At 56.6% G+C, this 17,905-nt stretch carries 26 protein-coding genes and 1 riboswitch; of the genes, 13 read left to right on the top strand and 13 right to left on the bottom strand.

Annotation, left to right across the window (positions count from 1 at the left end; genetic code table 11):
* The first annotated feature begins 3 nt into the window (after positions 1 to 3).
* The 12 genes from rpsQ (at position 4) to ACR0CW_RS13590 (ending at position 6,281) form a co-directional block, all read left to right on the top strand.
* The gene (rpsQ, locus tag ACR0CW_RS13645; RefSeq protein WP_068340771.1) at positions 4 to 234 is read left to right on the top strand and encodes a 30S ribosomal protein S17; all 231 of its coding nucleotides are present in this window, start codon (positions 4 to 6) and stop codon (positions 232 to 234) included.
* A gap of 76 nt (positions 235 to 310) precedes the next feature.
* The gene (gene rplN, locus ACR0CW_RS13640; protein ID WP_155148681.1) at positions 311 to 679 is read left to right on the top strand and encodes a 50S ribosomal protein L14; all 369 of its coding nucleotides are present in this window, start codon (positions 311 to 313) and stop codon (positions 677 to 679) included.
* A gap of 2 nt (positions 680 to 681) precedes the next feature.
* Positions 682 to 993, top strand: a complete 312-nt coding sequence (rplX, locus tag ACR0CW_RS13635) for a 50S ribosomal protein L24 (protein WP_155148683.1) — start codon at positions 682 to 684, stop codon at positions 991 to 993.
* Positions 986 to 1,546 carry a 50S ribosomal protein L5 gene (gene rplE / locus ACR0CW_RS13630; protein ID WP_155148685.1) on the top strand — a complete coding sequence of 187 codons (561 nt, stop codon included), beginning with the start codon at positions 986 to 988 and terminating at the stop codon, positions 1,544 to 1,546. The genes rplX and rplE overlap by 8 nt, the downstream gene beginning before the upstream one ends.
* A gap of 19 nt (positions 1,547 to 1,565) precedes the next feature.
* Positions 1,566 to 1,871, top strand: coding sequence for a 30S ribosomal protein S14 (gene rpsN, locus ACR0CW_RS13625; RefSeq protein WP_068340744.1), 306 nt, complete (start codon positions 1,566 to 1,568; stop codon positions 1,869 to 1,871).
* A 13-nt stretch (positions 1,872 to 1,884) separates the two neighbouring features.
* On the top strand, positions 1,885 to 2,277 hold the full coding sequence (gene rpsH, locus ACR0CW_RS13620) for a 30S ribosomal protein S8 (protein ID WP_155148687.1): 393 nt from the start codon (positions 1,885 to 1,887) through the stop codon (positions 2,275 to 2,277).
* An 11-nt stretch (positions 2,278 to 2,288) separates the two neighbouring features.
* Positions 2,289 to 2,822: a 50S ribosomal protein L6 gene (gene rplF, locus ACR0CW_RS13615; RefSeq protein WP_155148689.1), complete on the top strand. Its 534-nt coding sequence runs from the start codon at positions 2,289 to 2,291 to the stop codon at positions 2,820 to 2,822.
* Positions 2,823 to 2,833: 11 nt separating this feature from the next.
* Positions 2,834 to 3,193 carry a 50S ribosomal protein L18 gene (gene rplR, locus ACR0CW_RS13610; protein ID WP_010437103.1) on the top strand — a complete coding sequence of 120 codons (360 nt, stop codon included), beginning with the start codon at positions 2,834 to 2,836 and terminating at the stop codon, positions 3,191 to 3,193.
* Positions 3,194 to 3,309: 116 nt separating this feature from the next.
* Positions 3,310 to 3,879, top strand: coding sequence for a 30S ribosomal protein S5 (gene rpsE / locus ACR0CW_RS13605; RefSeq protein ID WP_155148691.1), 570 nt, complete (start codon positions 3,310 to 3,312; stop codon positions 3,877 to 3,879).
* A 12-nt stretch (positions 3,880 to 3,891) separates the two neighbouring features.
* Positions 3,892 to 4,080, top strand: a complete 189-nt coding sequence (gene rpmD, locus ACR0CW_RS13600; RefSeq protein ID WP_008757946.1) for a 50S ribosomal protein L30 — start codon at positions 3,892 to 3,894, stop codon at positions 4,078 to 4,080.
* Positions 4,081 to 4,403: 323 nt separating this feature from the next.
* Positions 4,404 to 4,892 carry a CBS domain-containing protein gene (locus ACR0CW_RS13595; RefSeq protein ID WP_170334366.1) on the top strand — a complete coding sequence of 163 codons (489 nt, stop codon included), beginning with the start codon at positions 4,404 to 4,406 and terminating at the stop codon, positions 4,890 to 4,892.
* Positions 4,893 to 4,916: 24 nt separating this feature from the next.
* Positions 4,917 to 6,281, top strand: coding sequence for an ArsB/NhaD family transporter (locus ACR0CW_RS13590; protein WP_155148694.1), 1,365 nt, complete (start codon positions 4,917 to 4,919; stop codon positions 6,279 to 6,281).
* Between the two features lie 175 nt (positions 6,282 to 6,456).
* Here ACR0CW_RS13590 and ACR0CW_RS13585 read toward each other — a convergent pair whose 3' ends face one another.
* The 4 genes from ACR0CW_RS13585 to ACR0CW_RS13570 form a co-directional block, all read right to left on the bottom strand.
* Positions 6,457 to 7,149: a thiamine ABC transporter ATP-binding protein gene (locus tag ACR0CW_RS13585; protein ID WP_480788194.1), complete on the bottom strand. Its 693-nt coding sequence runs from the start codon at positions 7,147 to 7,149 to the stop codon at positions 6,457 to 6,459.
* Positions 7,136 to 8,683: a thiamine/thiamine pyrophosphate ABC transporter permease ThiP gene (locus ACR0CW_RS13580; protein ID WP_480788193.1), complete on the bottom strand. Its 1,548-nt coding sequence runs from the start codon at positions 8,681 to 8,683 to the stop codon at positions 7,136 to 7,138. The genes ACR0CW_RS13585 and ACR0CW_RS13580 overlap by 14 nt, the downstream gene beginning before the upstream one ends.
* Positions 8,659 to 9,639, bottom strand: a complete 981-nt coding sequence (thiB, locus tag ACR0CW_RS13575) for a thiamine ABC transporter substrate binding subunit (protein ID WP_480788192.1) — start codon at positions 9,637 to 9,639, stop codon at positions 8,659 to 8,661. The genes ACR0CW_RS13580 and thiB overlap by 25 nt, the downstream gene beginning before the upstream one ends.
* Positions 9,640 to 9,671: 32 nt before the next feature.
* A riboswitch (TPP riboswitch) is annotated at positions 9,672 to 9,778 on the bottom strand.
* A 150-nt stretch (positions 9,779 to 9,928) separates the two neighbouring features.
* On the bottom strand, positions 9,929 to 10,306 hold the full coding sequence (locus ACR0CW_RS13570) for a VOC family protein (RefSeq protein ID WP_155148701.1): 378 nt from the start codon (positions 10,304 to 10,306) through the stop codon (positions 9,929 to 9,931).
* 39 nt (positions 10,307 to 10,345) lie between these two features.
* On the opposite strand from ACR0CW_RS13570, the gene ACR0CW_RS13565 reads away from it, so the two are divergent.
* Positions 10,346 to 10,930 carry a winged helix-turn-helix transcriptional regulator gene (locus ACR0CW_RS13565; RefSeq protein ID WP_480788191.1) on the top strand — a complete coding sequence of 195 codons (585 nt, stop codon included), beginning with the start codon at positions 10,346 to 10,348 and terminating at the stop codon, positions 10,928 to 10,930.
* Here ACR0CW_RS13565 and ACR0CW_RS13560 read toward each other — a convergent pair.
* The 9 genes from ACR0CW_RS13560 to ACR0CW_RS13520 form a co-directional block, all read right to left on the bottom strand.
* Positions 10,907 to 11,563 carry a glutathione S-transferase gene (locus ACR0CW_RS13560; protein WP_480788190.1) on the bottom strand — a complete coding sequence of 219 codons (657 nt, stop codon included), beginning with the start codon at positions 11,561 to 11,563 and terminating at the stop codon, positions 10,907 to 10,909. The two genes, ACR0CW_RS13565 and ACR0CW_RS13560, sit on opposite strands and share 24 nt — an antisense overlap.
* Positions 11,564 to 11,641: 78 nt before the next feature.
* Positions 11,642 to 12,106: a preQ(1) synthase gene (queF, locus tag ACR0CW_RS13555; protein ID WP_480788189.1), complete on the bottom strand. Its 465-nt coding sequence runs from the start codon at positions 12,104 to 12,106 to the stop codon at positions 11,642 to 11,644.
* A 15-nt stretch (positions 12,107 to 12,121) separates the two neighbouring features.
* On the bottom strand, positions 12,122 to 12,823 hold the full coding sequence (gene queE / locus ACR0CW_RS13550) for a 7-carboxy-7-deazaguanine synthase QueE (RefSeq protein ID WP_480742347.1): 702 nt from the start codon (positions 12,821 to 12,823) through the stop codon (positions 12,122 to 12,124).
* A complete protein-coding gene (gene queD, locus ACR0CW_RS13545) occupies positions 12,820 to 13,173 on the bottom strand; it encodes a 6-carboxytetrahydropterin synthase QueD (protein ID WP_480742346.1) in 354 nt (117 codons plus the stop codon). Before queD ends, queE begins: the two co-directional genes overlap by 4 nt.
* A complete protein-coding gene (gene queC / locus ACR0CW_RS13540) occupies positions 13,173 to 13,871 on the bottom strand; it encodes a 7-cyano-7-deazaguanine synthase QueC (RefSeq protein WP_480742345.1) in 699 nt (232 codons plus the stop codon). The genes queD and queC overlap by 1 nt, the downstream gene beginning before the upstream one ends.
* Before the next feature lie 202 nt (positions 13,872 to 14,073).
* On the bottom strand, positions 14,074 to 14,856 hold the full coding sequence (locus tag ACR0CW_RS13535) for a heme ABC transporter ATP-binding protein (RefSeq protein WP_480788188.1): 783 nt from the start codon (positions 14,854 to 14,856) through the stop codon (positions 14,074 to 14,076).
* Between the two features lie 2 nt (positions 14,857 to 14,858).
* A complete protein-coding gene (locus tag ACR0CW_RS13530; protein ID WP_480788187.1) occupies positions 14,859 to 15,935 on the bottom strand; it encodes a FecCD family ABC transporter permease in 1,077 nt (358 codons plus the stop codon).
* Positions 15,932 to 16,810, bottom strand: a complete 879-nt coding sequence (locus ACR0CW_RS13525) for a heme/hemin ABC transporter substrate-binding protein (protein ID WP_480788186.1) — start codon at positions 16,808 to 16,810, stop codon at positions 15,932 to 15,934. Before ACR0CW_RS13525 ends, ACR0CW_RS13530 begins: the two co-directional genes overlap by 4 nt.
* Positions 16,807 to 17,865, bottom strand: a complete 1,059-nt coding sequence (locus ACR0CW_RS13520; RefSeq protein ID WP_480788207.1) for a hemin-degrading factor — start codon at positions 17,863 to 17,865, stop codon at positions 16,807 to 16,809. Before ACR0CW_RS13520 ends, ACR0CW_RS13525 begins: the two co-directional genes overlap by 4 nt.
* Positions 17,866 to 17,905: the final 40 nt, after the last annotated feature.

The following is a 17,905-nucleotide window of genomic DNA, read 5'->3' as shown; positions in this document are numbered from 1 at the left end:
CAGATGCCCAAGCGTATCCTGCAAGGCACCGTGACCAGCGACGCCAACGAACAGACCGTAACCGTATCCGTCGAGCGCCGCTTTACTCATCCGGTTCTGAAGAAAACCATCCGAAAGTCCAAGAAATACCGGGCTCACGATGAAAAGAACGCCTTCAAGGTCGGTGACACCGTACGCATCATCGAATGCGCGCCGAAATCGAAGACGAAACGTTGGGAAGTTCTGGAAGCGTAAGCCTCCGGGATTTTCCCATTTGTCGAAACCCTGGGGGATCTAACGAGACCAGCCCCCACAGGTCGGGAGAAACCACATGATCCAGATGCAGACCAATCTGGATGTCGCTGACAACTCCGGCGCACGCCGAGTTCAGTGCATCAAGGTCCTGGGTGGTTCCAAGCGTAAATACGCCTCCGTTGGCGACATCATTGTCGTCTCGGTGAAGGAAGCCATCCCGCGCGGCCGCGTGAAGAAAGGTGACGTCCGCAAGGCCGTCGTCGTACGCACCGCCAAAGAAGTCCGCCGCGCGGACGGTACCGCGATCCGCTTTGATCGCAACGCCGCCGTCATCCTGAACAACAACAACGAGCCGGTCGGTACCCGTATCTTTGGCCCGGTTGTTCGCGAACTGCGCAGCAAGAACTTCATGAAAATCATCTCGCTTGCTCCGGAGGTGCTGTAATCATGGCTGCTAAACTCCGCAAAGGCGACAAGGTCGTCGTGCTGGCCGGTAAGGACAAGGGCAAAGAGGGAACTATCTCCTCGGTTGACCCGAAAGCCGGTAAAGCTGTTGTAGACGGCATCAACATCGCCATCCGTCACACCCGCCAGACCCAGAACTCGCAAGGTGGTCGCCTGCCTCAGGCAAACCCGATCGAGCTGTCGAACCTGGCTCTGCTGGACAAGAACGGCAAAGCAACCCGCGTTGGTTTCCGCATGGAAGGTGACAAGAAGGTCCGCTTCGCCAAGACCACGGGAGACGTGATCGATGCTTGATTCCGCAAACTACACCCCGCGTCTGAAAGCTCAGTACGTTGAAACCATCCGTGCCGCTCTGAAAGAAGAGTTCGGCTACAAGAACGACATGCAGCTGCCCAAGCTGGAAAAAATCGTTCTGAACATCGGTTGTGGTGCTGAGGCCGTCAAAGACTCGAAGAAGGCGAAAGCTGCCGTCGAGGATCTGACCGCGATTGCTGGTCAAAAGGCAGTTTCAACCAAGGCGAAGAAGTCGATCGCGGGTTTCCGCGTCCGTGAAGACATGCCGCTGGGTGCGAAAGTAACCCTGCGCGGTGACCGGATGTACGAATTCCTGGATCGTCTGATCACCATCGCGATGCCGCGTATTCGTGACTTCCGCGGTGTGAAGCCTTCTTTTGATGGTCGTGGCAACTTTGCCATGGGCATGAAAGAGCACATCGTGTTCCCGGAAATCGACTTCGACAAGGTCGACGAGGTCTGGGGTCTGGATATCGTAATCACCACCACAGCGAAAACCGACGCTGAAGGTAAGGCACTGTTGAAAGCGTTCAACATGCCCTTCAACGCCTAAGCGCCGGGAGGATTGAGACATGGCTAAAAAAGCAATGATCGAACGCGAGAAGAAGCGCGAACGCCTGGTGGCCAAATATGCCGCAAAGCGTGCCGAGCTGAAAGAAATCGCGAATGACGAGAGCCGCCCGATGGAAGAGCGCTTCAAAGCGCGTCTGAAACTGGCGAAACTGCCGCGCAACAGCTCGGCTACCCGTCTGCACAACCGTTGTCAGCTGACCGGTCGTCCTCACGCTTACTACCGTAAGCTGAAGGTCAGCCGTATCGCGCTGCGCGAGCTGGGTTCTGCTGGTCAGATCCCCGGCATGGTGAAATCGAGCTGGTAAGGGAGACATAGATATGAATGATCCTATCGGCGATATGCTCACCCGTATCCGCAACGCGCAAATGCGCGGCAAGTCCACCGTTTCCACTCCGGCTTCCAAGCTGCGCGGTTGGGTTCTGGACGTGCTGGCGGACGAAGGTTACATCCGTGGCTACGAAAACACGACCGGTGAAAACGGTCATCCGGCCATCGAAATCAGCCTGAAGTACTACGAAGGCACCCCTGTTATTCGCGAACTGAAGCGGGTCTCGAAGCCCGGTCGTCGCGTATACATGGGCGTCAATGACATCCCGCAGGTCCGTCAGGGTCTGGGTGTGTCGATTGTCAGCACTCCGAAAGGTGTGATGTCGGACGCAAACGCTCGCTCCAACAATGTTGGTGGCGAAGTGCTCTGCACCGTCTTCTAAGGAGGTCTGCAATGTCTCGTATTGGTAAAAAACCGGTCGAGCTGCCCAGCGGCGTTACCGCCTCTGTGTCTGGCCAGACCATCGAAGTCAAAGGTCCGAAAGGCACCCGCAGCTTCACCGCCACCGACGACGTGACGCTGTCGGTTGAAGACAATGTGGTCAAGATCGACCCCCGTGGCATGTCCAAGCGTGCCCGCCAGCAGTGGGGCATGAGCCGCACCATGGTTGCCAACCTGGTAACCGGTGTAACTCAGGGCTTCAAAAAAGAGCTGGAGATCCAGGGTGTTGGTTACCGGGCTCAGATGCAGGGCAACACCCTGAAGCTGAACCTGGGTTACAGCCACGATGTTGATTTCACTGCTCCGGAAGGTGTCACCATCACCGCACCGAAGCAGACCGAAATCGTTGTGGAAGGTATCGACCAGCAGCTGGTGGGCGAAACCGCGGCCAAAATCCGCGAGTGGCGCCGTCCCGAGCCTTACAAAGGCAAGGGCATCCGCTACAAGGGCGAGTTCATCTTCCGCAAGGAAGGCAAGAAGAAGTAAGGACGCAGACAATGGCAAACAGCAAAAGAACCCTGTTTCTGAAGCGCCGCCTGCGCGTTCGGAACAAACTTCGCAAGGTCAACGCGGGTCGTCCGCGTCTGTCCGTACACCGTTCGAACAAGAACATCTCTGTTCAGCTGATCGACGACGTACGTGGCGTGACCCTGGCATCTGCCTCGACCCTGGAAAAAGACCTGGGTGTTGTTGGCAAGAACAACGTCGAAGCGGCCACAAAAGTGGGCGCGGCCATCGCCGAGCGTGCCAAGAAGGCAGGCGTCGAAGAGGCCTATTTCGATCGTGGTGGCTTCCTGTTCCACGGCAAGGTGAAGGCAGTTGCCGACGCCGCGCGTGAAGGTGGTCTGAAGATCTAAGACCTGCGGGCGGGTTTCGATCCGCCCCGATGATCCGGGGGCCTCGGCAACAGTCGGGGCTCACTTGGATTGAAGAAAACGGCGCCGAGAGCGCCACATGAGAAAAGGGATGCCAAATGGCAGAACGTGAAAACCGTCGGGGCCGTGGCCGCGACCGTGAAGAAGCACCGGAATTTGCAGATCGCCTGGTCGCAATCAACCGCGTGTCGAAAACCGTAAAAGGTGGTAAGCGCTTTGGCTTCGCCGCTCTGGTGGTTGTCGGCGATCAGAAAGGCCGCGTCGGCTTTGGCAAAGGTAAAGCGAAAGAAGTACCTGAAGCCATCCGCAAGGCGACTGAACAAGCCAAGCGTCAGATGATCCGCGTGCAACTGCGCGAAGGTCGTACCCTGCACCACGACATCGAGGGCCGTCACGGCGCTGGTAAAGTGGTTATGCGCACCGCACCTGAAGGTACTGGTATCATCGCCGGTGGTCCGATGCGTGCCGTGTTCGAAATGCTGGGCGTCAAGGACGTTGTGTCCAAGTCGCTGGGCTCGCAGAACCCGTACAACATGATCCGCGCTACCATCAACGGCCTGCAAAAAGAGCAGAGCCCGCGTTCGGTTGCCGCACGTCGTGGCAAAAAGGTTGCCGACATCCTGCCCAAGCGGGACGAAGCACCGGCTGCTGCTGAAGCAGAAGCGTAAGGAGAGCGAACCATGGCAAAAACCATCGTCGTCAAGCAGATCGGTTCTCCGATCCGTCGCCCCGCTGAACAGCGCGCAACCCTGATCGGTCTGGGCCTGAACAAGATGCACAAGACCCGTGAGCTGGAAGATACCCCTTCGGTTCGTGGCATGGTCAACAAGATCCCGCATCTGGTTGAGATCATCGAAGAGCGCGGCTAAGCCCGATATCTTCGAAGTTCATAGAAACGCCCTCGATCATTCGGGGGCGTTTTTTCGTGTCTACGGATCCTGGTTAGGCAGAGGCCGCAGATTGGAGAGAAACCTGCTGAATGTGTTGTGATTGTCGACCAAAGCAACAGAAAAACCGACACGCCGACAAACAATTTCGCAAAAAGGCTGGCCAATCCTGCGTGGCAGTGAAAAGACACCACCGTCAGAAAAAATTCGATTCGGCTTTGCTGGTTTGCCTCGCAAACGCGAAGTCAGATGAGGCCACCCAATTGGCAGATCGCCGGGCAGCCATACGAAGACAGAGGATACCCATGGGCCTGACCTGCTATGACGTAATGGTGCCGACTGAAGTTCAGCGAACCATCCATCCGGATGAAAGCATTGCCACCGCCTTTAATATTATCAGAGACAGCCGTGCGCGGTTTTTGCCGGTGGTAGAAGATGATGGCACATATGTCGGTGTATTCACAGCACCGACACTTCTAAAGCTGATCCTGCCCAAAGCAGCAACAATCGGTCTGAACGATGATGCGTCGCGGGTGCCAATCGAGTCTCTAAGCTTCATGAACCTCACACGGGATGACTTCGATCAGCAGCTGGAGCGGTTGAAGACAGAAAAGGTGCGCGACAACATGTCGAGACCGACCAACATCCCAGTGGCTGCACCGGACACGCCGGTGATGGAAGGCATTTTTCTGATCTACAAATTCAAGCGGCACGTGATCCTTGTCGAGCCTGAAACAAAGCGTTTTGTGGGCACGGTGAGTGCAAACTCACTTCTGGATCGCGCACTAAGCTAACCACCAACGAACCGGACAAAAATCTTGGCTGAGCATTCTACGTCACACGGAGAGGCTGCGTTCTCCGTTCCACAACTATTGGGCATTGATCCCCTTTGGGTCGCGACCGGTATCCTGATCCTGGTCTACGCCGTACTGATAACCGAAAAAGTGAACCGAGCCATTCTGGCAATGCTTGGCGCATCGCTGATGGTACTGTTCGGGATCATCAATCAGGAACAGGCGGTGGCCGGGGTCGACTCCAATACACTGGCCCTTCTGATTGGCATGATGGTCATTGTGGGTATCACCAGCAAATGCGGACTGTTTCAGTTCGTGGCGATCAAGGCCGCAAAGTCGGTCAAGGCCAATCCTACCGGTATTCTGATCATGTTGACGCTGATCACGGCCGTGTTTTCAGCATTGCTGGATAACGTGACAACCGTCTTGCTTATTGCCCCGATTACCTTGCTGATCACCGAAGCTTTGGAAACGCGCGTCTTCCCGTTTTTTATTGCTGAAATTCTGGCTTCGAATGTCGGGGGCACAGCAACCCTGATCGGTGACCCGCCGAATATTATCATCGGCTCCGCCGCAGGTCTCAGCTTCAATGAGTTTGTTGTGAATCTGGCACCGATTTCGGCGATCTGTCTGGTGGTCCTCACGGGAATTATCTACCTGATGAATCGCAAAGAGCTTGCCAGCATTCCGAAGTCTGCCAGCGAGCGGATTATGGGCTTCAATGAATCCGAAGCGATCACGGATGTAGGTCTGATGATCAAATCGCTGTCTGTTCTGGCGCTGGTGTTGCTCGGTTTCACGTTGGGGCATGGGTATGGTATTCAACCTGGTACCTCCGCATTGGCCGGTGCGGGCTTGTTGATGCTACTGGCCTATGGTCACCAGCACGGCGAAGAGCAGTCGGAATCCGTGCACCATATCTTTGGCGAAGTTGAATGGGTCACGATCTTCTTCTTCGGTGGTCTCTTTGTCATCGTTGCCGGTGTTGAGCATGTAGGTCTGCTGGCTTTCTTCGGTGAGAAGGTGCTGGAGTTGACACAGGGCGATATGATGTGGACCGCGTTCTTCATCTTCTGGGCCTCAGGTATCCTGTCGGCGATCCTCGACAACATTCCCTTCGTGGCGACCATGATTCCGCTGATCGAGTCCACAGCCGACACGTTTGGTGGAGAAGATGCGATTGAACCGCTGTGGTGGTCATTGGCGCTTGGGGCTTGTCTGGGTGGCAACGGTACCTTGCTGGGCGCGAGCGCGAACCTGACGGTCGCAGCTTTTGCCGAGAAAGCAAAGCAGCCCATCGGCTTTATCGCGTTCGCTAAAATTGCATTCCCGATCATGATCCTGACCCTGATGATCGCGAACGTATACATCTGGTTGCGCTACTTCTGACGCATTGCGTTAGATGCGAAACGGCCTTTCATTGTCAGGGGCATGTGAACCTTTGGTTTCATGCCCCTGACGGGCCTTATCTATCTCTACGTACTATGAGAGTGCACGATGCAGCACAGAATGCCCTGACAATGTGCAGGCCTAACATCTGGCAAATCGCCTTGTGCCGAAGCGACTATCCCAGGTAGTTGCGCAGGCTGGGTGGTGGGTTGTCGAGCAACTCTGTCGTTTCAACCGGCGAATGGGCCTGACCTTCGGCAACGAGTATTGTCTGATCGGTAATGCGGCGCGCGTCCTGCGGATCGTGACTGATCATCAACAGAGTTGTGCCAGTCCCCTCAATCAAATCAGCAACTAAATCCAGCATTTCGGCTTTCAAAGCAGGGCCAAGTGCAGCGAACGGTTCATCCAGCAATAGCACCTGACGTCGTTGAACGAGCACTCGGGCCAAAGCCACCCGACTTTGCTGCCCGCCAGATAGCTCAGCGGGTTTGCGAGTGCCCATTCCCGCCAGACTCACACGTGCCAGGGCGGTTTGGACCTCACCTTGTTCGTCAGGGCTTAGTCGTCCATTTGGGCGCACGCCCAAAGCGATATTCTGCTCAGCGGTCAAATGAGGGAACAGGTTGCCGTCCTGAAACAGCATGGCCAGGGGACGCTTGCCCGGTGGCAGGTCTGTTATCTCGGTACCCTGCCAGAATATTTGACCCTGAGTTAGGGAACGAAAACCGGCAATGGTTTCCAGCAATGTCGATTTACCTGCACCTGATGGGCCAATGATTGCAACGCTCGCCCCGGGTTCGATGCCAAGATCGGCGTGCAGGGTGAAATTACCATTTTCAATGACGCAATCACTAAGCTTCAGCATGCCAGCGTCCTCCGCGATCCAATATCCAGAACGCCGACATGGACAACAGCAGCAAAAGCAGCGCCCCTCCGGCGGCGGCTTGCATTTGATAAGCTCCCATCAGGCGGTAAATCTGTAAAGGCAGCGTTGCTATCTGGGCGTCTGCGAACAGTGCGATCACCCCGAGATCTCCCATCGAAAGGGCTGCGGCCAGCCCGGCTGCAAAACCGATCTGCGCGCGCATTCGAGGAAGCAGAATGCGGACAAAGAAGGTCATGTTGGTCATGTCGAGGGAAAGCGCCAGTCGGCCGTGTCGCGACACCACATCGCGCGCGGCCGGGACAAGAATGCGCAATGCGAAGGGCAGAGCCATAACTGCGTTGACCAGCGCCGTCACCGGAAGCGCAAGCGCTGTCGGGTTGGCCACAGGCCTGACAAGGATGAACAGTCCAGTACCAATCACCAGCGGTGATGCGGCCAGCCCGAGGATGCCGCTGAGCTCAACAATGCCATAGCGCCCGGTCGCGACAGCGGTGGCCATGGGCAGCGCCAGCAGCAGCAAGATTACAGTGCTCGCGGCCGCCACCATGACCGAGGTCAATGCGGCGCGGAACACCAAAGCTGGCGTTTCGAAGAGACCAGCAAATCCTGAAATCACAACAGATGCCAAAGGAAGCAGCAGGAACGCGGCCGCTGCAATGATCCATAAGGCATCGGCAATGGGCGCGCCGCCATCCCACCGGCGGATGGGGCGATCCAGCCCGGTGCCGAAGCCGTCTCCGCGAGAAAACCTTAGGGCGGCCAAAGCTGCAGCGGCAGTCAGGGCCAGTTGTAGCGCCGACAACAGTGCAGCACGGCCGAGGTCAAAGTCATAGGTAAAGGCCTGATAGATCGCGAGTTCGATTGTGGTCGCACGGGGCCCGCCACCCAGAGTCAGCGCAACAGCAAAACTGGTCAGGCAAATGGCGAAGATTACCGCAAGCACGCCCGGTAAAATCCGTCTTAGCATCGGCAACTCGATCAACCGGAACATGGCCATTCCGTTGCAGCCTAACTGAGCAGCGAGGCGAAATCGCTCGGCCGGAATTTCTTGCCATCCCTGCAGGATGAGGCGCGTGGCAAGGGGCAAATTGAAGAATACATGGGCCAATACCACACCATGCAGACCGTAGATGCGAATGGGTGCGAAGCCAAAATAGCCCAATATATCAGAGATCCAGCCGGCCCGACCAAAGACCTGCAGCAATCCGATTATCGCAACGATAACGGGAAGAATGAACGGCGCGCCAAGCAGCGCAATCAGCGCGCGACGCCCGGGAAACCGTCGCCGGGCGAGTGCTCGTGCAACCGGAACCGCCAATCCAATACTGAACAGAGCGGAAAGTATCGCTTGGGTAAGTGTAAAGCGCAGGGCAGCCCAGTCGGCCGGACCAAATCCACCGCCTGCTTCGGCACGCAGGGCGACTGCGGCCAGCGTGCCCAGTATCAGCGCGGCGACTAGGGCAGCCGCGCCGATACCCGGCAATGGGCTTACTGGCTGAGCGCGCTCAACCATTCTGCAAGTGCCTGATCCCGCACGTCGGCGGCTTCATCGGGTGAAAAGAGCAGAGCCTTTTCCGGAACGGTCAGGGTTTCAAACCCTTCGGGCAACCCAGCTGCCGGGGTCACTGCCGGGTACATCCAGTTGGTTGTAGGAATAATCTGCTGGAACGCATCCGAAACCATGAATTCCAGGAATTGATCCGCCAGTTCCGGCTGATCAGTCCCGGCGAGTTTCCCTGCCACTTCAACCTGCATGTAATTACCTTCGTCAAAGACAACCGCCGATTTCGAAGCGTCTTCTTCAGCGATCAGGTGATAGGCCGGAGAGGTGGTATAGCTGAGGACCATATCCGATTCACCTTCGAGGAACAGACCATAGGCCTCGGACCACCCTTTGGTGACTGTTACGATATTGTCTGCAAGACCAGCCCAGATTTCGGGTGCCTCGTCGCCATAGGCCGCCTTCACCCACAACAACAGACCAAGACCGGGTGTGGAAGAACGTGGATCCTGAATGATGATCTTTGTCTCGCTGTTCGCCAATTCACGGAAATTCGCTGGGGCCGAGTAATCAGCGTTGTGAACAAAGGCGAAATAGCCCCAGTCGTAGGGCGCAAAAACGTCGTCGGTCCATTCAATCGGCAGCGCGTAGTCAGCTGTAACGGAACTGGGTGCAAACAGACCGGTTTCCTTGGCCGCATTAATTAGACTGGTATCCAGTCCCAGCACCACGTCAGCTTCCGAGTTTTCGCCCTCAAGCCGGATACGTGACAGCAGGGCGGCGCCATCTTCAACGCCAACAAGATTCAGATCGCAATTGCAGACCGCTTCAAAAGCTTCTTCGACCTGCGGACCCGGCCCCCAGTCCGAGACAAAGCTGTCATAGGTGTACACGGTGAGCTGAGGTTTGTCGGCGGCAATAGCCGAAGTTGCACTCAGTAATCCCGCAGCAATCAGCAGATGTTTCATATCATCCTCCATTGCGGCGAGAGGGCAAGGATGGATGAAACCGTCACCTTTCCCTCCGCCGGTTCTAGCCGGTTCAGGTTCAACGGGTTCGCCTGATAGGCATCTCAGCGCGGCATGCCACGCACCCCGAGGTGAAGCTGTGATTAGGAGGATGGAGACCCGATTACAACTATAATCGCGTCACCCAGGGTGCACGAACCGAAAGGTAGCGCTCACAAATTGCTCATATCTGACATTAATTGCAGATCGTTGCCGCAACTTCGGCAACGATCCTTGAGTCTACAATTCCTCAGGACCCGCCCGTCAAATCTTGGGCAAGCATGAAGGCATTGCCATCGGGGTCATAGAATGTTGCCGTCTTGACCATGCCTTCGACTACATCTGTTGGGCCGTCAAACTGAACATCAGCCTGTTCTAGCTTTTGCCTTGCGCTGTCTAGGTCGGCGATGCCGAATACAGGGACGCAGTTTCCGGGCGCGGGTTTGGTGTGCTCACCAAGCCCAAGGGTTACGCCCTTGGTCAGGGTTTCTAGCTCTGACCAACCTGCCTCATCTGCATGATAAAGCGTTTTGAAGCCAAGCATGCTCTCGTACCAATCGGCGCTGGCGTGACGATCCTTAACCGACAGCGCAATTGTTATGGTTTCTTCCAGGGAAATGAGCGGCATCATCTTTCCTTTTAAGGTAAAATATAGTAACTATACTTTATGTACATTGATGCACTTGTCAACATCACTTCGCGGGCGTGGGCCCTGCCCATTCTTTCCAATCTTCACGAAGGTGTCCCTGGGCGGCAGGCGCCATTGTTGGCTGCAACCGGCGCGGGCCGTACGTCATTCTCTCAGAGTGTAGATCATCTCATCCAAATTGGATTGCTTGAGCGAAACCCGGGCTACGGCCATCCGTTGCGACCGGAATTTCGACTGACACAGCGTGGTGCAGTGGCAGCCCGGTTCGCCAATCAGATCCTGTCTGCGACCAGCGAAGATAATCAGGATCTGCTTCGGCGCTCATGGACGTTGCCGGTTCTGGCAACCCTTCACGAACTGAGCCACTTTAACGAGATCAGGCGAAACCTGCTGACGATCACTGATCGCGCCCTCTCACAGTCCTTGCGGATGATGGAAGAGCGGGACTGGGTGCAACGCGACATCGATGATGGCGCACGGCCACCCCGTGCGACTTACCATCCGATAAATACCGGTGAAACAATCACAGCAATCACAGGTCCGGTGATTGTGTTCAAAACCGGTTCGCAGTTGCGGCAGTTAAAGGTCGGAGACAGCGTCTGAGGTTCCGAACCAGATCGGCACATCACCTTCTGACCAAGGGGCGTATTTGTGCATGATTTGCCCAAAGGTGTCGCTTGCCAGAAACTGGTCCAGCCATCTGATCAGGTTGGGCCAAGGCTGAGCGTCAAACCACACACGGTCAATATTTGCGAACTGGCGCACGAATGGCAGCATTGCCAGATCTGCAATCGTTGGTCGATCTCCGAACAGCCACGCCTGCCCATCCAGTTTTTGGTCAAAGTCGGTCAGATAGGTGGCAGCTTTTTGTCGCTCAACCTCTTCGTCCAGATCGGGATATCGCGTGGCGTATTTGGTGTGATCCAGCGCATCCTTGAACGGGCCGTCATTTGTTGAGATCAGCTCCCAACCTTCCTTTGGCATATCGAGCAACTGTTGGGGGTCGCTCTCTTCCAAAGCCCAGATCATAATGTCCAGACTCTCATCCAGAACCTGATCATTGGTTCGAAGTGCGGGCACTGTCCCAGACGCTGAAGTATCAAGAAAAGCCTGTGGTTTGTCCCGCAGCAGGATCTCACGCAGCTCGACCTTTACACCCGCGCTGACCAGCGCGAGGCGCGCCCTCATCGCATAAGGACACCGACGAAACGTCCAGAAAACAGGGTGCTGAGCCATATCGCGATCTATCCGGCTTTCTGTGTCATAGTCAAATATGCGGGCGCAGCGCTCGATTGCCCCGCCCGCATCATCAGCTCAGCCGCGCCCGCGATACGGTGGCACTCCCTGATCGGGAATCCAGACGCCTTCGGGCATCGCACCGGTTTGCCAGAACACATCAATCGGTATGCCCCCGCGCGGATACCAATATCCGCCGATACGCAGCCAGCGGGGTTCAAGGAACTCTGTCAGACGCCGCGCGATCGAGATTGTGCAATCCTCGTGAAATGCACCGTGGTTCCGGAAAGAACCAAGGAACAGTTTCAGTGACTTGCTTTCGACCAGCCACTCACCCGGTACGTAGTCGATCACCAGATGTGCAAAGTCGGGTTGTCCCGTCATCGGGCAGAGCGAGGTAAATTCGGGTGCCGTAAAGCGAACGTTGTAGTCCACGTCCGCCTGCGGGTTCTGGACACGCTCCAGCTCGGCCTCTTCGGGGCTGGCAGGCATCTGTGTTGAGCCGCCCAACTGGGTGAGATTGCTGTAGATGCTGTCACTCATGTGTTTCTCCTTTGCTCAGACGCCGCGCTTGTTACCCCAGACAAGTACATGCAGCTGGGGAAGAATACGGGGTCTGAACCATCGTGCGTTAAGGGTTGTGTCGATCAGCCATTCCAATCGTCCTGTCGTTTCACCCAGGTCGATGGGTTCCGTGGGATCGCTGTTCGGATTTCCGGGCTGAAGATAGAGCGGCAGATCCGGATAACGATCTGCAACTTCGCGCGCCCAATCAAAATCAGCACCATCGAAGATCACAATCTTCAGGACGGTATGGGTTGGGCGTGCAGCCAAGCAGGCGTCAAACTGACCCCAATCCATCATTTCCCCGCTGCTTGGCGGTTTGGGGCTCAGGATCAGCATGTTGAGATCTGAGAACCACGGCTTGGCGATCGAGCCCTGGGTTTCGCAGGCAAATCCGTATCCATGTTCCTTGCCCAGTGCAATGAGCGGGGCGAAATCCTGAATGGCCGGATTGCCGCCTGACAGCGAAACGGTCAATGGTTGCCCGCCGGACAGGCGTTGGACCTCGGCCCAGACCGTCTCGGCCTTCATCGGGGTCCAGTCATGACGATAGTCGCTATCGACTGCATGGGGGCTGTCGCACCACGAACAACGAAAATCACATCCGCCGGACCTGACAAAGACCGTCGGTTCGCCGATCAGTGCGCCTTCGCCCTGTACAGTGGGGCCGAAGATCTCGGATATCCTCAAGCTCATGGCCGATACTCCGCCCAGGTCTTAGGTGTTTCAGATACCTTGACGGCCGCCGTTTCTGGCCAGCGGGCTGAACACCATTCATAGAAGTGACGCGCCAGGTTCTCGGCGGTTGAGATTTCGTTCATCACATCGTTCAGATGTCGGTGATCAAAGCTGTCGTCGATATAGGTCTTGAGGGGCTTCAGTTCCTGATAGTCCCGAACAAAACCGTCCTGATTCAATTCGGCTGCGGCCAGTTCGACCACCACGATATAGTTATGCCCATGCAGCCGTGCGCATTGATGTGTTTCGGGCAGGTGGCCCAGCTGATGTGAGGCAGAGAAGTGAAACTCTTTGGTGATCCGGAACATCAGTCTTGCTTTCCTGCAACCGCCGCGCGCCAGAAATCGGGGTCTTCATAAAGGGTCGGGTCAGCTACACCGGCAAGATCGAATGCTTCGCGCCGCTCCACACAGGTGCCGCAACGACCACAGTGGCTTTCTCCGCCCTTGTAGCAGGACCACGTCTGATCAAATGGTGTGTTAACCCGTGCACCTTCGGCAACGATGTCAGCCTTGGAACGATGCACGAAGGGGACGTACAACGAGACATCTGCGTAGCCATCAAGAGCCGTGCGTTGCATCGCATCGAACGCATCCGTGAATGCAGGACGGCAATCGGGATAGATGAAGTGATCCCCGCCATGCACCGCAGCTGCAACGGCGTCGTCACCCGCAGCGGCGGCGACACCATATGCGATGGTCAGCATGATCGCATTGCGGTTCGGCACCACTGTGACTTTCATCGTGTCTTCGGCGTAATGGCCGTCTGGTACGTCCAGGTCATCCGTCAGCGCAGAACCAGTTAGCGATGCCCCGACGGATCGCAGATCAATCACGTGATGGGGTACGTTCAGACGCTCGGAACAGGCGGCGGCAAAGGCCAGTTCTTTGTTGTGCCGCTGGCCATAGTCAAATGACACAAGACGCGACAATTGTCCGTCATTCGCCAGAACGTGAGCAAGCGAAACGGAATCGAGTCCGCCGGAGCAGACCAATGTAGTCTTCATGATTTTCAGTCCTTGTTTTGATACCCGGGTAGGCTGCGACCGGTGGCCGGGACGCATAGGAGCAAACCGCGCAGAATGCAATGCACTTTGCGTTGAGCCGTGGGGGCAGTTTTGGCTGCTATCCGCGATAAACAGGATTTTGATATCAGGACGTGTAGGGTCGCGGTCCTGAATGCAGGTGATCGCGATCAAACTAGGTCTGTCAGGTGTTCTGGTACATGGCCTGTGGCAGTACGAAGGGCACCTGAGTCGGGGGTGTTTTGTTCATCTGCAAATTGATGCCGTAAACATCCCGCATCATGTCGTCGTTCAAAACCTCCGATGGTGCACCCGATCCCCAAACGCGGCCTTGCGAAAGCACATAGATAGTGTCCGCGAACAGTGCGGTCAGATTGAGGTCATGCATGACCACCACCACACCGCCGCCTCGCGATGCAAAATCTCGGGCGATATCGAGGACCGTGAACTGATGGGCGATGTCCAGGCTGGCGACGGGTTCATCCAGCAGCAGCCACTTGGTCTCGGAACTGTCCGGAGTTTCCCAAACCTGCGTGAGAACGCGGGCCAGTTGCACACGCTGCTGCTCGCCCCCCGACAGCTCCTGATAGGATCGGTTTTCAAACCCGGCTAGGTCGACATGCTTCAGCGTTTGAATCGGCAAGTGTTCATCTGCACCGGCCAACCCGCGCGCTAGCCCAAGCCGAACGATCTCGAGCACGGTGAAGGGAAAGGCAACGGATGAGGCTTGTGGAAGGACACCCCGCATCGGGGATAGTTCCCATGGCTGCAGGGATGAGATGTCAGACCCGTTGAGCGTTATCGTTCCCGCGCCCGTAATTTCGCCCGACAGCGTCTTGAGCAAGGTGGACTTACCTGATCCGTTGGGACCAATAATCGCCGTAACCTTTCCCGGTTCTGCCTTGAAGTCGATGCCATGCAGAATTTCCTTTCTGCCCAGTGTCACGCGGATGTTTGTCGCTTCCATTTCTACATCCCCATCGTTCCGTGGCGCCGCAGCAGAATCCACAGGAATACAGGTGTTCCGAGTATTGCAGTGACGATACCAATAGGCAGTTCAGCCGGTGCAACGATGACGCGGCTGATCATGTCCGCGCAAAGCAGCAAGCTGGCGCCCAGCAGCGCTGAATTCATCAGCAATCTGTGGTGATCGGGACCTGTTCCCAGCCGCAGAAGGTGCGGTACGACGATCCCGATAAACCCAATGCCACCCGAAACTGCGACGGCTGCTCCGGTTGCAGCTGCCACAGCCAGGATCGCCAGATTCTTGCTGCGTTGTACAGGTATTCCGATGTGATGCGCGACAGCTTCGCCCATCGCCATTCCGTTCAGAGCACGTGCAAGAAACTGGGTGCTGATCACCGCTATCAGAATGATTGGCGCCACGGTCACCACTTTGATCCATGTAGCACCGGCAAGCGAGCCCATGCCCCAAAAGGTCAGATCACGCAGTTGCTGATCATCGGCCATATAGACCAAAACACCCGATACCGCGCCCGACAATGCTCCCAGGGCGATACCGGCCAGCAACATCGTCGCGACCGAAGTCTGCCCGCGCCGGGTCGAAACACGATAGAGGATAAGGACCGATGCCCATCCACCAAGGAACGCGGCAACGGCCACAAGACCATTGCCAACCACGCTCAATATGGCGGCGGGCAGATAGCTTCCCAGGATGATCGCTGAGATCGCACCAAGCCCCGCTCCGGCGCTGACACCGACAATTCCCGGGTCGGCCAGCGGGTTGCGGAACAGGCCTTGCATGACCACGCCTGACACCGCTAGGGCGGCTCCGACCAGCATGCCCATCGCCAATCTGGGCAGTCTGATATCCCACAAGACGATCCGGTTCAGGTCGGAAACTTCACGGCCTGAAATCAGGTCAGAGATGGTCGCGCGGAGCGAAGCTTCGGATGCTCCGATCGAAAGGCTGATGGCACTGACCAGACACAGCAGCAAAAACAACGCAAACGTTACGCGTCGTGCGGTTGCGCGGCGGTCCTTTGGTGGTTTGATCAGTTCATCATGCTCAAGTGCAATGCTCATAGGCCCTGCTTGTTTTGAAGCGCTTTAGAAAGGTCGCTGATCGCATTTGCCGTGCGTGGTCCGAACCCCAGTATGTAAAGACCCTGCATCCGTATCAGCCTCTTGTTCTGGCCAGCTGGTGTCAGCGCAATTGATGGTATCTGAAAAAGCTCTTCATCCGGTGTCGCGTGACCGCCTTGGCGATCCATCATCAGGATCACATCCGGAGCTGCGGTTGCCATCGCTTCGGGCGAAATGGGTTTGTATCCCGAAAAACTGGCGGCCGCGTTTACGCCGCCGGCGAGTGAGATGATGCTGTCGGCCTGAGTGCCTGATCCGCCGACCATTATCCGGCCATCCTGAATGGACAAGATGAACAGGACCCGTGCCCGGTCAGAACCTGTTGCTTCGATGGCGGCAGAGTGGGCCGCATCTATTTCGGCACCAACCTGTTCAGCCAGCGCGTTTGCCGCCTCTTCTTCGCCCAGCGCCGCGCCGATTGCGCGAATTTTCTCGACGACACCGTCGCGGCTGAATTCATGTGGCACTTCGACGTATTCGACACCGGCCTCCCTGAGAACCGCAATTGCCTCGGGTGGTCCTGATCCTTCGACGGAGACGATCATGTCGGGTGCTACAGACAGAACGCCTTCGGGTGTCAGTGCGCGCATGTAGCCGACATCGGGCAATTCCGACGCTTCCTGCGGATAACTGGAGGTACGGTCCCTTCCGACCAGCCTGTCTTGTTGGCCCAGAGCATAAATGATTTCGGTGACCGAGCCGCCAATCGAGACGATCTTGTTGGCTTCTGTTTCCTCGGCCATTGCCTGATGTGTGCCAAAGGTGAGACCGACCAAAAGGGTAGTACGGCTCAGGAATCTGCTGGTCATACTCATTGCGCGGGCTCCGCTACTGCCAGTGATTGCAATCCAGCGACAAGTTCGTCCCAGGCGGGGCGATGGTCGTTTTCCCCGGAACGACGGCCGAATACCTGCAGGATCAGACCGCCATCGGAATCGAATGCTTCGACAGATACGGCAGGGCCGCGTTGGGTGGGCTTGGTAACAGCCCAGACCTCGGCGATGCGATCAGATCTTAGATGGAGGTTGAACCGTGGATCGAGCACGTTGAACCATGGCCCCATCTGCTTCAGGGTATGTATTGGCCCGCCATGAATCTCGATGCACCCGCGATTGCCAACGAAGACCATGACTTCCAGGGCCTGATCCCGGACCTGCTCGAACATGGTCGTAACGCTGCCTGGCTCCAGAGCGCGGGCCAAAGGCTCCCCGGCGATGCGGTAAGCGCCCAGCCTGTTCATCTTCAGTTTTGAAGTCAGCCGCAGAAACTGATGGGTGTCGGTCATCTTTGCCCATTCGGTTCGCAGCGCATCAACCTTGTCCAGATTGGCCTTGGGTGCTTCGGTCGGCTGGCGTTGCGACACGTCCAGCACCTGCGACTGATCTTCGGATTTCAGTTCTGAAACCAGGGTATGCCAATGATCCAGGTTCGAGCCGTCGCGCAGATAAATTTTGTGCACCGCGTCACCAGCAGCATCAAAGATCTGAAGCGATCTTTGTGTCCCCTTGTCGGTTGCGCGCTCAACCGCGAAGGCGTGAACCCAATGGCTGGGGAACATGCGCAGATCGATATCTTCGGTCAGCACCATCGAAGCATGGGCACCGGAGTGATAGTTGTCGTACTGGCCCACCTTCTCAATCACGCAATGCGGATTTCGGGTCAAAGCCATCACCTCACCCAGCCCGTTCAGGCGTGAAAAGATATCATCAAGGCTGGCCATAATTCTCGTGACGTTCTGCCCAACGAAGGCGGCGACCAGCTGCGCTTCGGCGATTCCAAGAGACTCGGCAAGATCGCGGTCACGTCGACCCGGGTTATCTGCATGCGCAGCACGAATTTGTTCGGGTGCCATAAGCGCCTGTTCCGTCATGGGCTTTCCCATCTCTGAGTGGTTTTCTGGAGGCGCTGGC

The sequence above is a fragment of the Ruegeria sp. CH6 genome (assembly GCF_056537005.1).
This window is presented reverse-complemented; position numbering and strand designations above follow the sequence as displayed.